General features: G+C 73.0%; 11 protein-coding genes. All 11 read right to left on the bottom strand.

Annotated elements, in window-relative coordinates; genetic code table 11:
- Positions 1-18 precede the first annotated feature (18 nt).
- The 11 genes from ACIRPP_RS25680 to ACIRPP_RS25730 all read right to left on the bottom strand — a co-directional run bounded on the left by ACIRPP_RS25680 (position 19) and on the right by ACIRPP_RS25730 (position 15,670).
- Positions 19-1,494, bottom strand: coding sequence for a nucleotide pyrophosphatase/phosphodiesterase family protein (locus tag ACIRPP_RS25680; protein ID WP_403647135.1), 1,476 nt, complete (start codon positions 1,492-1,494; stop codon positions 19-21).
- Entirely contained in the window at positions 1,491-2,660 is a 1,170-nt protein-coding gene (eboE, locus tag ACIRPP_RS25685) for a metabolite traffic protein EboE (protein WP_403647138.1), read from the bottom strand. The genes ACIRPP_RS25680 and eboE overlap by 4 nt, the downstream gene beginning before the upstream one ends.
- Before the next feature lie 3 nt (positions 2,661-2,663).
- Complete coding sequence (locus tag ACIRPP_RS25690; RefSeq protein ID WP_403647141.1) at positions 2,664-3,554, bottom strand: TatD family hydrolase; 891 nt, start codon at positions 3,552-3,554, stop codon at positions 2,664-2,666.
- Entirely contained in the window at positions 3,554-4,474 is a 921-nt protein-coding gene (locus tag ACIRPP_RS25695; protein WP_403647144.1) for an EboA domain-containing protein, read from the bottom strand. Before ACIRPP_RS25695 ends, ACIRPP_RS25690 begins: the two co-directional genes overlap by 1 nt.
- Positions 4,471-5,529 (bottom strand): sugar phosphate isomerase/epimerase family protein, encoded by a 1,059-nt coding sequence (locus ACIRPP_RS25700; RefSeq protein ID WP_403647147.1) that lies wholly within the window; start codon positions 5,527-5,529, stop codon positions 4,471-4,473. The genes ACIRPP_RS25695 and ACIRPP_RS25700 overlap by 4 nt, the downstream gene beginning before the upstream one ends.
- Positions 5,526-6,518 carry an SCO3242 family prenyltransferase gene (locus ACIRPP_RS25705; RefSeq protein WP_403647273.1) on the bottom strand — a complete coding sequence of 331 codons (993 nt, stop codon included), beginning with the start codon at positions 6,516-6,518 and terminating at the stop codon, positions 5,526-5,528. The genes ACIRPP_RS25700 and ACIRPP_RS25705 overlap by 4 nt, the downstream gene beginning before the upstream one ends.
- A gap of 308 nt (positions 6,519-6,826) precedes the next feature.
- The gene (locus ACIRPP_RS25710; protein WP_403647150.1) at positions 6,827-8,134 is read right to left on the bottom strand and encodes an inositol-3-phosphate synthase; all 1,308 of its coding nucleotides are present in this window, start codon (positions 8,132-8,134) and stop codon (positions 6,827-6,829) included.
- A 197-nt stretch (positions 8,135-8,331) separates the two neighbouring features.
- Positions 8,332-12,045: a ThuA domain-containing protein gene (locus tag ACIRPP_RS25715; protein ID WP_403647153.1), complete on the bottom strand. Its 3,714-nt coding sequence runs from the start codon at positions 12,043-12,045 to the stop codon at positions 8,332-8,334.
- Between the two features lie 269 nt (positions 12,046-12,314).
- Positions 12,315-13,313, bottom strand: coding sequence for a sugar phosphate isomerase/epimerase family protein (locus ACIRPP_RS25720; RefSeq protein ID WP_403647156.1), 999 nt, complete (start codon positions 13,311-13,313; stop codon positions 12,315-12,317).
- Between the two features lie 15 nt (positions 13,314-13,328).
- Positions 13,329-14,540 (bottom strand): Gfo/Idh/MocA family protein, encoded by a 1,212-nt coding sequence (locus tag ACIRPP_RS25725; RefSeq protein ID WP_403647159.1) that lies wholly within the window; start codon positions 14,538-14,540, stop codon positions 13,329-13,331.
- 80 nt (positions 14,541-14,620) lie between these two features.
- A complete protein-coding gene (locus ACIRPP_RS25730; RefSeq protein ID WP_403647162.1) occupies positions 14,621-15,670 on the bottom strand; it encodes a substrate-binding domain-containing protein in 1,050 nt (349 codons plus the stop codon).
- Between the last annotated feature and the right edge of the window lie 13 nt (positions 15,671-15,683).

Raw genomic sequence — 15,683 nt, forward strand, 5'->3', positions numbered from 1 at the left:
CGGGTGTGAGGCGTGCGGTCACACGGGGTCGTGCGGGCGCACGTCGTGCGGGTGCGCGTTGTGCGGGTGCGCGTTGTGCGGCTGCGCTTCGTGCGGGTGTACGTCGTGCGTCGGCCGGTCGAGTCCGGCCAGGCGGAGCAGGAGTTGTTTGACATCGGTGGCCGCGACGCGGTCGCCCACGGCATCGGGGGTGGAGCAGATGAGGAGCGGACCGTCGTCGTCACTCGCGGGGAGGCGGCCGTGGCTGCCGCGAAGAGGCGACGGGTCGAGAGGCACCACCGCCATGCGGTAGCGCAGACCCAGCTTCTTGCGGGCCAGCGCGGTGGCGGCCTTGACCTTGACGTAGGGGTCGAGGGGATCCATGAAGAGTTCGACCGGGTCGTAGCCGGGTTTGCGGTGGATCTCGACGAGCCGGGCGAAGTCGGGCGCGCGGTCGTCGTCGAGCCAGTAGTAGTACGTGAACCAGGCCTCCGGTTCGGCGACGGCGACCAGTTCCCCCGAGCGGGGATGGTCGAGGTGGTGGGTCTTCTTGCCCTCGTCGTCGAGGAGTTGCTCGATGCCGGGCAGTCCGTCGAGGGCGGCGCGGGTCGCGTCGAGGTCCTCGGGGCGGCGCACGTAGACGTGGGCGATCTGGTGGTCGGCGACGGCGAAGGCGCGGGAGGCCATCGGGTCGAGGTACTCCATGCCGTCCTGCGTGTGCACCTCCAGCAGTCCGGCGCGGCGCAGGGCCCGGTTGATGTCCACGGGACGGTTCACGCGGGTGATGCCGTACTCGGACAGGGCGACGACGGTGCGTCCCTCTGCGCGGGCGTCGTCCAGCAGCGGGGCCATCGCGGCGTCGAGGTCGGCGGCCGCCTTCAGGGAGCGGGGGTCGTCGGGGCCGTATCGCTGCAGGTCGTAGTCGAGGTGAGGGAGGTAGCAGAGGGTCAGGTCGGGGTGGCGGGTGCGCATGATGTGGCGGGTGGCGTCGATGATCCACCGGCTGGAGACGAGGTCGGCGCCGGGGCCCCAGAAGTGGAACAGAGGGAAGGTGCCGAACTTCTCGGTGAGTTCGTCGTGCAGGGCGGGCGGCCGGGTGTAGCAGTCGGGTTCCTTGCGGCCGTCGGCGTAGTAGACGGGGCGGGGGGTGACGGTGATGTCGGTGTCGGCGCCCATCGCGTACCACCAGCAGATGTTGGCGACGGTGTAGCCGGGGTGGGCGCGGCGGGCGGCGTCCCAGAGCTTGTCGCCGGCGACGAGGCCGTTGTGCTGCCGCCACAGCAGGACGTCGCCGAGTTCGCGGAAGTACCAGCCGTTGCCGACGATGCCGTGCTCGGCGGGCAGGGTGCCGGTCAGGAAGGTGGACTGGGCGGCGCAGGTGACGGCGGGCAGCACGGTGCCGAGGGGGGCGCGGGAGCCGCTCCGGCCGAGGGACTTGAGGTGGGGCATGTGGTCGAGGAGACGCGGGGTGAGGCCCACGACGTCGAGGACGAGGAGGGGGGTGGGGCGGCTCATGGGAGCTCCTTCAGGCCGAGGTCCGTCAGGAGGTCGCGGGCCAGGGCGAGCTCGGCGGCGATGCCGTCGGCGAGCGCGGTGCGGCCCTTGGGGCGCAGCTCGGGCGGGAGGGCCTGCCAGGTGTAGGTCTCGACCTCGAGGTGGTGGGTGAGCGGGTGCGGGCCGCCGACGAGGCGGGCGAGGGCGGAGGTGAGCACGGGCAGCGTGGAGGTGAGGGGTGCGACGGGGTCCGCGTGCAGCGGGACGTGGAAGTGCGCCCGCCAGGGTGCGGTGTCGGGCAGGGCGGTGCCGGTCAGGGCCTCGTCGAGGTCGTCGGTGCCGCGCAGGCCGGCGGCGGTGGTCGTGCGGGTCTGGTGCAGGAAGCGGGGCTCGGCGAAGGCGGCCAGCGCCTCGCGGACCTCGGGGAGGTGAGGCCGTTCGGCGTGCAGGGCGGCGGACAGCTGGGACTTGACGACGGGCACCCTGGCCCGGGTGAGGTCGTCCAGGGCGGTGTGCGGGTCCTCGAAGGAGGTGGCGAGGTGACAGGTGTCGACGCAGATGCCGATGCGGTCGTGGCCGATCGTGGTCAGCGGTGCGAGGGCGTCGCGGGTGGTCTCGACGACGCAGCCGGGTTCCGGTTCCAGGGCGACCCGGACGGAGCGTCCGGTGAGGTCCTGAAGGGCGTCGAGGCGTTCGGCGAGGGTGCGCAGGGCGGTGTGGGCGGTGGCGGCCCGCCGGTCGTCGTAGACGGTGCGCCAGGCCAGCGGCAGGGTGGAGATGCTGCCTTCGGTGACGTCGTCGGGGAGCAGCCCGGCGAGGACGCGGGCCAGGGCCGTCGTGTACTCCAGCCGCTCGGGGTCGGCCCAGTCGGGCTTGTAGACGCGGTACTTGACCTCGTCCGCGCCGAATCCCTCGTAGGGGAAGCCGTTGAGGGTGACGACTTCGAGGCCCCGCTGTTCGAGTGCGCAGCGCAGGCCGCGCAGGGCGGAGGGGTCGCCGACGAGGGCGCGGGCGGCGTCCCTGGCGAGCCACAGGCCGATGCCGAGACGGTCCCGGCCCAGGCGGCGTCGGACGGGCTCGCAGTGGTCGCGGAGCTGGGCGAGGACGCCGTCCAGGGTTTCGGCGGGGTGCACGTTGGTGCAGTAGGCGAGGTGCACGGTGGAGCCGTCGGGATGGCGGAAGCGCATGGCTCACGCCTCCGCGGCGGGGACGGCGGCCGGGCCGGGCGCGTCCTTGGGGGCGCCGCGCTGGATGGAGTTGCCCTCGTGGGTGTCCAGGGGGGCGGGGACATCCAGGGCGAGCCGGCCGCTGAGCCCGTAGAAGGCGACGGGGTTGCGCCACAGCACCAGGTCGACGTCGTCGTCGGTGAAGCCCTCGGCGAGCATGAGGTCGGCCACCTTGCGGGTCTTCAGCGGGTCGCTCTTGCCCCAGTCGGCGGCGGAGTTCACCAGGACCCGCTCGGGGCCGTGTTCCTGGAGGATGGCGACCATCCGGTCCTCGTCCATCTTGGTGTCCGGGTAGACGGAGAAGCCGAGCCAGCAGCCGCTGTCCTTGGCCTCCTTGACGGTGGTCTCGTTGAGGTGGTCGATCAGGACGCGGTCCATGGGCAGCGCGGACTCGCGGACGACGTCGAGGGTGCGGCGCAGTCCGGCCAGCTTGTCGCGGTGCGGGGTGTGCACGAGGGCGGGCAGGCCGTGGTCGGCGGCGAGCTGGAGCTGTGCGGCCAGTGCGTTGTCCTCGGCGGGGGTCATGGAGTCGTAGCCGATCTCGCCGACGGCCACCACGTTGTCCTTGACGAGATAGCGGGGCAGTTCGTCGAGGACGGGCACGCAACGCGGGTCGTTGGCCTCCTTGGGGTTCAGGGCGAGGGTGCAGTGGTGGGCGATGCCGTACTGGGCGGCGCGGAAGGGTTCCCAGCCGAGGAGGGCGTCGAAGTAGTCCAGGAAGGAGGCCGGGGAGGTGCGGGGCTGGCCCAGCCAGAAGGCGGGCTCGACGACGGCGCGGACCCCCGCGGTGTACATGGCCTGGTAGTCGTCGGTGGTCCGGGACGTCATGTGGATGTGGGGGTCGAAGAGGCGCATCAGGTCTCCTTGACGTGGGGGTCGTCCGCGTGGGGGGTGTCGGCGTGGGGGGCGTCCGTAGGGGGGTGGTGCGGGGTGAGCGGGCGGTCCGGGGCGGGCGTCGGCGCGGCGGCGTCGGCGGCGCCGGCGGTCGCGGTGAGGGCGAGGACGCGGTGCAGGTCGTCGGGGACCGGGCGGCCGGCGGCGGTGCGCTCCTCGGCGAAGTCGCCGAGCATGCGGGCGAGTTCGCCGTCGCCGCGGGCACGCCGGGCCAGGTCGGTGATCCGGTCGACGGGGACACCGGTGAACAGGCACTTCAGTACGGCGTGCCGCCAGGCGTGGGGGTCGAGGTGCCGGGCGCCGTAGGGGCCGAGGGCGGCGGCGACCAGCCGGGTGTCGTTGGTGCGCAGGGCGTCCTCGACGAGCGGGACGGCGTCCGGGCCGGGCACGAGGTGGGCCAGGGCGTGCAGGACCGCGCGGCGTTCGGCGGCGGTGCCCTGGGAGTAGACCCGGTTGAGGGCGTCCGTGTCGGCGCGGGCGGCGTCCAGGATGAGGACGCGGGCGGCGTCGGCGTGGTCGGGCCCGCAGCGGCGGCCGGCCTCGGCGAGCCGGAGCTCCCACACCGAAATGGGGCCGTGGGTGCCCGGGTGTTCGGCGGCCTCCTCCAGGGCCCGGTCGAGCCAGGCGCGGGCGGCCGCGTCCAGGCGGTCGGCGAGCAGGCGGCGCAGATCGGCGGGCGGGAGGACGGCCGGATGACCGGTGCGGTGGTCGGCCTGGTGACCGGCCTGGTGATCGGCCCGGGGGTGGGACTGTGCCGCTGCCGCGGAGCGGGCGGCGGGAGCGTCGGCCTGAGTTTCCGCCACGGGGTGGGTGGCGGTGGCCGGGGTGACGCCTGCTGGGTCTGCCTCCGGGGTCGCCGGGACGGCATCGGGGCTGTTCATGGGGTGGTGCTCCCTTCGGGGGTGGCGGAGGGATCGCCGTGTGGGGGGACGGGATCGGAGGAGGAGGTGGTGATGAAGGAACTGGTGGAGGAGTCGGTGTCGGAGGACCTGGCGGACGCGTCGGTGGCGGGGGTGCCTGCCCTCGGCGGGGCGGCCGCGCGGAGGAACGGGAGGGAGTGGGCGGCGAAGTGGGGGCCCGCGTGGGAGTGGCGGGGCAGTTCGACGACGGTCAGGCCCCGGTAGCCGGTGTCGGCGAGGGCCGCGAGGACGGGCGGGAAGTCGATCTCGCCGTCGCCGAAGGGGAGGTGCTCGTGCACACCGCGCCGCATGTCTTCGATCTGCACGTGGCGCAGCCAGGGAGCGGCTTCGCGGACGCAGTCCGCGGGAGAGAGGGGTTCCAGGCACTGGCAGTGGCCGATGTCCAGGGTGAGGCCGAGGGGCTGGGGGTCGCCGAGGAGGCGGCGCAGGTGGTGGAAGTCGGCGAGGGTGCCCAGGAGGTGGCCGGGTTCGGGTTCCACGGCGAGCGGGACACCGGCGGCGTCGGCTGCCTCCAGCACCGGGGTGAGGGACTGGTCGAGGCGCTTCCAGGCGGTGTCCGCGTCGGTTCCCTCCGGGAGGGTGCCGCTGAAGCAGTGCACGGCGTGGGCGCCCAGGTCCGCGGCGACCCGGACGCCCCGCAGGAGGAGGTCGACGCGTCGGGCCCGGTCGTCCCGGTCCGGGTCGAGGAGCGACGGGCCGTGCTTGCGGCGCGCGTCGAGGACGTAGCGGGCACCGGTCTCGACGGTGACGCCCAGGCCGAGCGCGTCCAGCCGGTGGGCGACCCGGCGGGTGCGGGCGGCCAGGTCCGGGGCGATCGGGTCGAGGTGCATGTGGTCGAGGGTCAGACCGACGCCGTCGTAGCCGAGGTCGGCGAGCAGGCGGAGGGCGTCGTCGAGACGGAGGTCGGCGAGGCCGTTGGTGCCGTAGCCGAAACGCAGCGGGACGGGCTCCTGCGAGGGCGGCTGTGCTGCGTCGCCGCTGCCCCCGTGCCGGTTCCTCGACGCGTCGCGGCTCATGTGATGCTCACCTTCCTCATCGCGGCCCGCCGCGCGAACCACCGTCCCGCCGGGGCCAGGGCCGCGACCAGCAGGGAGGTCGCGGGGGCGCCGGCGCGGGCGGCGAGCGCGGCCTGGAGCGGGACCGTCGCGCGGATGCCGCCGCCGACGGCGCGCTGGGTGAGCGGGGGTGACGGGTTGAGCGCGGCGTGGAAGTAGGGCCGGGCGGCGGTGGCGGCGTAGGCGGCGCCCAGGGCGGTGGCCAGGACGTCGGCGGCCGGAGAAGCGGGCGCGGCCGGGACGGAGCCCGGCAGGCCGGGGGCGGCTGCTGCCCGCCGGCCTGCCGGGAGCTGGGTGCGGCGGTGGGTGACGAGCCGGGCGAGCGCCCCGGTCGTCGCGAGCGCCGCGAGGGGGGCCAGGACCGCCCCGCCGGTGGTCTCCCGGCGGGACACGGCGGTGACGGCCAGGGTGTGACTGCCGAGCAGCACGGCGGAGGGCAGGGCGGCCCGGGTGGCACGGCCCGCACCACCGCCCCGGCCACCGTCGACCTCGGCGCTTCCGGTGACCGAGGCGCCGAGGAGCAGGTCGAGTCCGCGGGCGGCCGCCATGGCCGCCGGTCCGGCGGGCGTGTGCTTCAGGGCGAGGTCGTAGGCCCACACGGTCGCGGCGAGCGGCGCGGCCACGGCGAGGGCGGGGCGTCCCGCCCCGGCGGCCAGTGCCAGACCCGCCCCGGTGAGCGCACCCGCGGCGGTGAGGGCGGCGGCCGGGCGGATGCGGCCGGACGGGATCGGGCGGTGCGGCCGCTCCCGGGCGTCCTCCTCGCGGTCCGCCCAGTCGTTCAGCGCCATGCCCGCCTCGTACAGGCACACGGAGGAGCCGATGGCGAGCAGTGTCCGCACCCCGGGCCGCGCACCGGCCGCCGCCGCACCGGCCAGGGCGTCGCCGGGGACAGTGAACAGGGCGGGCAGGCGCAGGAGTTCGGCCCAGGCACCGAGTCGGCCGGGGCCGATGTGCGGGTCAGCGGCGTGGGGATCGCCGTCGGCGGGCGGGACGGGGGCTAGCGCGGGGGCCGGGGCGGGTGCGTCCGCCGTTCCGGCCTTGGCGGACGCGTCGAACCGGTCGTGCGGGTGCGACGCCGACGTGCCCGACGCGGACCCGGAGGAGCCCCACGCTGACCCGGAGGAGCCCCAAGCGGACCCGGAGGAGCCCCACGCGGAGCCGGACGTGCCGGACCCGGACGGGCCCCACGCCGCTCCGGACGCGCCCGTGACCGACGTGCTCGGCGGGAACCGGCCCTCTGCGAACGCGCCCCGGCCGGTCATCGCCGTACCTCCGAGCCGTGCTGGTGATGCCCGCCCTGCGGGTCAGGCCGGCCATGCGGGCCGCGCCGATCCCGCACTCCGTCCCCTCCGTCCCCTCCGTCCCCGCCGTCCGGGCCCGCCGGCCCGCCGGCGTCGTCACGGAGGCGTGCGGCCAGGGTCAGCAGGTCCGCGTACTGCTCCGCCAGGGCGGCCGGGCCGTCGCCGACCGGGTCCTTGAAGTAGAAGCCGAGTTCGCGCAGCGGCCCGGTGATGCCCTTCTGCCGGGCGCGCAGGGTGAGGCGGGCCAGGTCGAGGACGAGGGGGGCGGCGAGGGCGGAGTCGCAGCCCTGCCACACGGTCTGGAGGATCATGCGGGAGCCGAGGAAGCCGTCGAAGGCGACGTGGTCCCAGGCGGTCTTCCAGTCGCCGAGGGAGGGCACGTCGTCGATGTGGACCTCGCCCTCGGGAGTGGTGCCGAGGGTGTCGGTGAGCACGCGTTCCTTGCCGCCGTTCTTGGCGGCGGCGGCCGCGGGGTCGGCGAGGGCGGCGCCGTCGCCGCCGCCGAGCAGGTTCGTGCCGGACCAGGCGCGCACGGCGAGGGCCCGCTGGCAGAACATCGGGCCGAGGACGGAGCGCAGCAGGGTCTGTCCGGTCTTGCCGTCGCGGCCCGCGTGGGGCAGGCCCGCGGTCTCGGCGGCGTCGGCGAGTGCCGGGTGGTGCAGGCCGGCGGAGGGGGTGAAGTTGACGTAGGGGCAGTCGGCGCGGAGGGCGGCGGCCGCGTAGAGGGAGCTGGGCGGCAGGGCGCCGTCGGCGGGGGCGGGCTCGGTGGAGGCGACGTTGACGACGACGGCGCCGGCGAGGTCGTTGCGGCGGACGAAGTCGCGGATGTCGGCGGCGAAGGCGTCGATCCAGTCGTCCTGGGTGCGGGCCGGCCCGTCGTCCCCGGTGGCGACCGGGGCGTCGCCGGGGGTGCCGGGCTGCGGACCGCCCGGCCGGATCTCCCGGTCGGCGGCAAGGAGTTCGGCGTGGACGGCGGCGGGCAGGCCGTGGGGCAGGACGCCGCCGGCGGCGAGGTGTTCGGCACGCTTGGGCAGCGGGCAGTCGACGGTGTCGTGACCGCCGAAGACGAGGGAGGACAGCGGGGGCAGGCCGCAGTCGGTGAAGTCGGCGGTCTCGGTGACCATGCCGGTCGGCGGGTGGAGTCCGGCGGCGACGGCGGCGCAGCCGGTGATGGCGGTGCTGGCGACGGAGCCGCGGGCCCCGATGAGCCAGACGCCGAAGCGGGCGGCGGGGGGCGGGGTGGGGAGGAACGGTTCGGCGGACATGGGCAGCCTCCTTGTCGTACGCGAACCGGGTGTGAGCCGCCGGAGGCGGGGACGAGCGGGTGCCGGGCCCCTGAGGGCCCGGCGGGACGGCGGGCGGAGGTCCGGCGTCCTTCGCCCGCCGCCGTTCAGGTCGCCCTTCGGGCCTCTCGTCCGGACCAGGCCGGATCAGGGAACGGGCCTGGTCCGAACGGAAGACCCTAGGAGGGCAGCTCCTTCAGCTGGATGTTGCGGAAGGAGACCTTGTCGTCGGGGCCGTGGTTCTGCAGACCGATGTAGCCGTCGGTCAGGCTCCGCTCGGGGTCCTTGTTGGTGAAGTCGTTGATCTTGACTCCGTTGAGGAACACCTGGAGGCGTTCTCCCTTGACCTTGATCTCGTAGGAGTTCCACTGGCCGGGCGGGCGGAGCACCTGGTCGCGGGCCTTGATGTTGGCCGACTTGAAGGAGTAGACGGCACCGGTCGTCCGGTCCGGCGCGTCCGTGGCGTCGATCTGGATCTCGTAGCCCTTGTTGACGGCGGACCAGGGGTCGTCGGAGGCGGGGAAGCCCACGAAGATCCCGGAGTTGTCGTCGCCCCGCATCTTCCAGTCCAGCTTCAGGGAGTACGACGACAGTTCCTTGGCCTGGTACCAGAGCAGGCCCATGCCGCCGTTGGACTCCAGCGTGCCGTCCTTGACGTCGAAGCTGCCGGGGCCGGCCTGCTTCCAGCCGTCCAGGGTGTGGCCGTTGAAGATCGTCCGGTAGCCCTTGGCCGGCTTGCAGTCGGCCTTGACCTGGCCGGTGGCGTACTGGAGTCCGCCGAGCAGGTGGGCGCGGAAGGCTTCCTCGGCGTAGGACTCCTTGGTGTGGCCGCCGCCGGTGTAGAAGGAGCGGCCGCCGCCGTAGTTCTGGCACCAGGCGATCGGGTGGTCGCCCTTCATGGTGCCGCCCTGGTAGGTCGTCTCGTCCAGGGTGGCGAGGACCTTGGCCTGTTCCCGCGGGTTGGTGCGGTAGTTGTACCACTCGTCGGTGCGCTCCCAGGCGTCGTCCAGGTGCGCGGTGGACGGGTGGTCGTGGTCCTCGACGCGCACGGTGGCCTTCTGGATGGCCGGGTGCGAGTCGAAGTACGCGCCCACGAGGCCGCCGTAGAACTCCCAGTCGTACTCGGTGTCGGCGGCGGCGTGGATGCCCATGTAGCCGCCGCCGTTCTTGACGTAGTTCTCGAAAGCCTTCTGCTGGTCGGCGTTGAGGACGTCACCGGTGGTGGACAGGAAGGCCACCGCGTCGTACTTGGCGAGGTTGGTGGTGGTGAACTGGCCGGCCTCCTCGGTCGCGTCGACGGTGATGCCGGCCGGGCCGCCGAGTTCCTTCAGGGCGGCGATGCCCTCGGGGATGGAGTCGTGGCGGAAACCGGCGGTCTTGGAGAAGACCAGGACCTTCTTGCCGTCCTTGTAGCGCTCCTTGGAGAACTCGAAGTCGTCGATGTCGTAGAGCGCGCCGTCGCCGCCGCGGAAGACCAGGTAGATCTCGGAGGTCTTTTTCGGCAGGGCCCGCAGCGGGACGTCGACGTTCTGGAACGTCTCCCAGCCGCCGGTCGGCGGGATGTACGCGGAGCCGTGCAGCTTGCCGTCGGGTGAGCCGGTGCGCAGTTCGAGGTAGCCGCCGGAGCCGCCGGAGGAGGCGCGGACGGTCATCTTCTTCTGGCCGTCGAAGCGGTAGGGCGTGAAGGAGATCCAGTCGCCGTCGTGGATGTTGCCGACCGTCTTGCCGCCGTGGGCTCCGGTCTTGTCGATCACAGTGACGCCCTCCTGGGCGCCGAAGTGCTCGGCCTGGCGGTGCAGCGGCTGGAGGACGGTGCGGGCGGTGCCGGTGAGGGCTTCCTGACCGTTGGCTCCGCCGTCGGTGTACGCGGCGCCGACGACGCCGTAGATGTTGGCGTTGGGGTCGTGGCCGCCGTCACCGGGGGGCGGGTTGAGGGTGCCCTCGCAGCCCGTCTCGCTGGTCAGCTCGTGGGCGTGGGAGTCGTGGCCGAGGCTGTAGACGACCTTGACCTTGGAGCAGTCGACCTTCTCCTCGGGGTCGGTGACGGTCACCTTGAACGGGACGGGTTCGCCGAAGGCGGCCAGGCTGCCGTTGCCGGGTACGTCGATCTTCACCGTGGGTTCGGTGTTGCCGACGACGATGCGGACGCTGGCGTTGCCGGTGTTGCCCTCGGGGTCCTTGGCGGTGAACGTCGCGGAGTAGGTGCCGGTCTTCTTGTACTTGTGGGTGGGGGTGAGGCCCTCGCCCTTGGTGCCGTCGCCGAAGTCCCAGCTGTAGGTGAGGTCGGTGGAGTCGGCGTCCTTGGCGGTGGCGGTGAACTTGACCTTCAGCCCGGCGGCGCCGGAGGTCTTGTCGGCCCTGACCTCGGCGATCGGGGAGAAGCCGTCCTCGGCGTTCTCGATCCGGTACAGGGCGGAGTGCTCGTCGCCCTGGAACCAGGAGAGGCCGTAGTCCAGGACGTAGAGCGCGCCGTCGGGGCCGAACTCCATGTCCATGATCTGCGTGCCGGTCCACGGGAAGTCGTTGATCTTCGCGACGGAGCCGTCGTCGTCCTGCTCGATCCGCTTGATCCAGCGGCGGCCGTACTCGCCGGCGAAGAAGTCGCCGTCGTAGGCCTTGGGGAACTTCACCTTGGAGTCGAGGCCGGCGTCGTAGCGGTAGACCGGGCCGGCCATCGGGGACTCCGATCCGCTGCCGAATTCGGGCAGGGATCCGCCGTCGTAGGGGATCCAGGCGGCCTGGGCGGGCGGCAGGTCGGTGAGGCCGGTGTTGTGCCGCGAGGTGTTCTTCGGGGCGGCGCAGTCGAACTTCGCGCCGGAGGTGCCGGTGGCGAAGTCGTAGTCGTTGTAGGCGTCGTTGTCGCCGGTGCAGAACGGCCAGCCGAAGTTGGCGGCCTCGGTGACCTTGGCGAACTCGACCTGTCCGGCCGGGCCGCGGTCCGGGTCGGCGGCGCCCGCGTCGGGCCCGTAGTCGCCGACGTAGACGACGCCGGTCTTGTCGTCGACGCTCATCCGGAACGGGTTGCGGAAGCCCATCGCGTAGATCTCGGGGCGGGTCTTGTCGGTGCCGGGGGCGAAGAGGTTGCCCTCGGGGACGGTGTACGAGCCGTCCTCGGCGACCTTGATCCGCAGGATCTTGCCGCGCAGGTCGTTGGTGTTGCCGGAGGTGCGGCGGGCGTCGAAGGCCGGGTTGCGGTCGGCGCGTTCGTCGATCGGCGTGTAGCCGTCGGAGGCGAAGGGGTTGGTGTCGTCGCCGGTGGACAGGTAGAGGTTGCCCTCGGCGTCGAAGTCGATGTCGCCGCCGACGTGGCAGCAGATGCCGCGGGTGGCCGCGACGTCCAGGACCTTCTTCTCGCTGGACAGGTCCAGGGTGCCGTTGGCGTTGAGGACGAAGCGGGAGAGGCGGTTGACGCCGTCGAACGCCGCGAAGTCCTCGGCGGTGCCCGTCTCGGGGGCGTCGCCGGCGGGGGTGTCGAGCGGCGGGGCGTAGTACAGGTAGACGGCCCGGCTGTTCTCGAAGTCCGGGTCGATGCCGACGCCCTGGAGTCCCTCCTCGTCGTGGCTGTAGACGGGGATGCGGCCGGCGACCTTGGTGACGCCGCCCTCGTCGGTGAGGCGGAGGGTGCCGTCGCGCGAGGTGTGCAGGACGCTGCGGTCGGGGAGGACGGCGAGCGACATCGGCTCGCCCATCTCGGGTTCGCCCTTGGCGAGCGGGACCTGCTGGAACTGTCCCTCGGCGGCGGCCGGTCCGTCGTGCTCCGGGTGGCCCGGGTGGGCGCCGGCCACGGTCGCCGGGGCGCCCACGGCCAGGAGCAGGCCGGTGAACAGGGCGAGTCCGGTTCGGAATCTGGAACGCCTCGCGGTGCGCGTTGTCTTCAGTCGGCTTCTGTGCACGAAGTCCCTCCGGGAACGGGGTGGGGCCGTACGGAACGGGTGCGTGGACGTGCGGTAGGAGTGGGTACCGGGGTGCGCCGTCACCCCGGAGGCGTATGTGTCGCGGCCACTTCAGGGACGGTAACCGCGTTCATCCGGGCCGAACAGCCCTTGGACCGCCACTGGTTGAACTTTTTCCCCGCACAGGACAAAGCGGGATGCGGGCAGGCCGGGCCGGGGACCGGCAGGTGCGCCGGCCCCCGTCCCCGACCTGCGGACGAGCGGGCCCGTCAGCTGCTGAACGCGGCGTCGAAGGAGGCGCTGGGCGGCTCGAAGTCGTATGCCTTCAGGCGGGTCAGGGCCTCCGGGGCGCCCTGGAGGCGGTCCATGCCGGCGTCCTCCCACTCGACCGACACGGGGCCGCCGTAGCCGATGGAGCGCAGCATGCGGAAGACGTCCTCCCAGGGGACGTCGCCGTGGCCGGCGGAGACGAAGTCCCAGCCGCGGCGGGGGTCGCCCCAGGGCAGGTGGGAGCCGAGGCGGCCGTTGCGGCCGTCCAGGCGCTTGCGGGCCTCCTTGCAGTCGACGTGGTAGATGCGGTCGCGGAAGTCCCACAGGAAGCCGACCGGGTCGAGGTCCTGCCACACGAAGTGCGACGGGTCGAAGTTGAGGCCGAAGGCCGGCCGGTGGCCGACGGCTTCGAGGGTGCGGACGGTGGTCCAGTAGTCGTAGGCGATCTCGCCGGGGTGCACCTCGTGGGCGAAGCGCACGCCTTCGGCGTCGAAGACGTCGAGGATGGGGTTCCAGCGGGTGGCGAAGTCCTCGTAGCCGCGGTCGATCATGGCCTCGGAGGCGGGCGGGAACATGGCGACCAGGTGCCAGATCGCGGAGCCGGTGAAGCCGATGACGGTGTCGACGCCGAAGCGGGCCGCGGCCCGTGCGGTGTCCTCGATCTCGGCGGCGGCCCGCTGCCGGACGCCCTCCGGCTCACCGTCGCCCCAGATCCGGGCGGGCAGGACGGCCTGGTGACGTTCGTCGATGATGGCGTCGCACACCGCCTGGCCGACCAGGTGGTTGGAGATCGCCCAGCACGTGAGCCCGTACTTGTCGAGGAGCTGGTGCCGGGAGTCGACGTAGGAGGGGTCGGCGAGGGCCTTGTCGACCTCGAAGTGGTCGCCCCAGCAGGCGAGTTCGAGGCCGTCGTAGCCGAAGTCGCGGGCGAGTCGGCAGACCTCCTCCAGGGGCAGGTCGGCCCACTGGCCGGTGAACAGCGTGAAGTTGCGCGGCATCCGTATCCGTCCTCCTCAGGCGGCGATCGGCGTGTAGACGGAGTTCTTCTCTGCGCTCTCCTCCACGGCGGCCAGGACGCGCTGCACCTGGAGCCCGTCGGCGAAGGAGGGGTCGGGGGTGCGGCCCTCGGCGACCGCGTGGACCAGGTCGCGCGCCTGGTGCACGAAGGTGTGCTCGTAGCCGAGGCCGTGGCCCGGCGGCCACCAGGCGTCCAGGTAGGGGTGGTCCGGTTCGGTGACGAGGATGCGGCGGAACCCGGCGTGCGTGCCGGGCTCGGTGCCGTCGTGGTACGCCAGCTCGTTGAGCCGTTCCAGGTCGAAGGCCAGCGAGCCGCGCTCGCCGTTGAGTTCGATGCGCAGGGCGTTCTTGCGTCCGGTGGCGTACCGGGTGGCCTCGAAGGAGGCCAGGGCGCCGGAGGCGAAGCGGCCGGTGAACAGGGCGGCGTCGTCGACGGTGACCTCGCCGGTGCCGGCGGCGGACACGGCGGCCAGGCCGCTGGTGGCGGCGGTGGGCAGCGGCCGGTGCCGTACGAAGGTCTCGGTCAGGGCGGACACCCCGGCCAGGTGCTCGCCGGCCAGGTACTGGGCGAGGTCGACGATGTGCGCGCCGAGGTCGCCGAGCGAGCCGGAGCCGGCCTGGTCCCGGCGCAGCCGCCAGGTGAGCGGGAACTGCGGGTCCACCAGCCAGTCCTGGAGGTAGGACACGCGGACGTGCCGCAGGGTGCCGATGCGGCCCTCGGCGACCATCCGCCGGGCGAGCGCGGTCGCGGGCACCCGCCGGTAGTTGAAGCCGACCATGGCGGTCCGGCCCCGCGCGGCCGCCTCGTCGGCCGCGCGGACCATCGCCTCGGCCTCGGCGACGGTGTTGGCGAGGGGTTTCTCGCACAGCACGTGCTTGCCGGCGGCGAGCGCGGCCAGCGCGATCTCGGCGTGGCTGTCGCCCGGGGTGCAGATGTCGACCAGGTCGACGTCGTCCCGTTCGACGAGGGCGCGCCAGTCGGTCTCGGTCGCCGCCCAGCCGTGCCGGTCGGCGGCCGCGCGCACGGCGGCGGCGTCCCGGCCGCAGATCACGGCCAGTTCGGGGTCCAGCGGCAGGTCGAAGACGCGCCCGGCGGTGCGCCAGCCCTGGGAGTGGGCGGCGCCCATGAAGGCGTAACCGACCATGCCGACGCGCAGGCGTGGCTTCCCCGTTCCTGCTGCCCCTTCTGACGCTTGCGGCTGTGCCATACGGATGTCCTCCTCGTCGTCCGTGCGGGCGGGGGCGGGCCCCGCCCGGTGGGCTGGTCAGGCCCGTGGGCCGGGGCTCCTCACTTGAAGCCGGTGGACATGTACTGGTCCACGTTCTCCTTGTCGACGACGGCCGAGTAGCAGGTCAGCGACGCGGGGATCTCGAACTCGGCGAGCCCGCCGACCCCCTTGCCCTGGCCGAGCGCGCGGGCCAGGTCGATCGCGGAGGCCGCCATCGTCGGCGGGTACAGCACGGTGGCCTTCAGGACACCGTTGTCCGCCTTGATGGCCTCGAAGGCGGACAGCGCGCCCGCGCCGCCGACCATCAGGAACTCGTCGCGCCCGGCCTGTTCGATGGCGCGCAGCGCGCCCACGCCCTGGTCGTCGTCGTGGTTCCACAGGGCGTCGATCTTGGACTGCGCCTGGAGCAGCTGCGCCATCTTGGCCTGGCCGGTCTCGACGGTGAACTCGGCCGCCTGGCGGGCCACCTTCTTGATGTTGGGGTAGTTCTTCAGGGCGTCGTCGAAGCCCTGGGTGCGCTGCTTGGTGAGTTCCAGGTTGTCCAGGCCGGCGAGTTCGACGACCCGGGCGTCCGGTGTGTCCTTGAGCTTCTCGCCGATGTAGTGGCCGGCGTTGAGGCCCATGCCGTAGTTGTCGCCGCCGATCCAGCAGCGGTAGGCCTGCGGGGTGTTGAAGATCCGGTCGAGGTTGACGACGGGGATGCCGGCCCGCATCGCCTTCAGCCCGACCTGGGTGAGGGCCTTGCCGTCGGCGGGCAGCACGACCAGGACGTCGACCTTCTTGTTGATGAGGGTCTCGATCTGGCCGATCTGCTGCGCGGTGTCGTTGGAGCCCTCGGTGATCTCCAGGGTGACGTCGCTGTACTTCTCGGCGCGCTTCTTGGCGTTGTCGTTGATGGCGTTGAGCCAGCCGTGGTCGGCCTGCGGTCCGGCGAAGCCGATGGTGACCGGCTTGCCCGGCTTGTCGTCGGCGGCCGGCTGCGTGCCCGCGTCGGACTCCTTCTCGCTCGGCTCGTTGCTGGTGCAGCCGGTGACCAGGGCACCGGCGGACACGGCGGCGGCTCCGAAGAGCAGCCCTCTGCGGCTCGTGGACGGCATGGGCTTGGGCATGGCGGTGAACCCT

This window comes from Streptomyces sp. NPDC101219 (assembly GCF_044767675.1).
Lineage (GTDB): Bacteria > Actinomycetota > Actinomycetes > Streptomycetales > Streptomycetaceae > Streptomyces.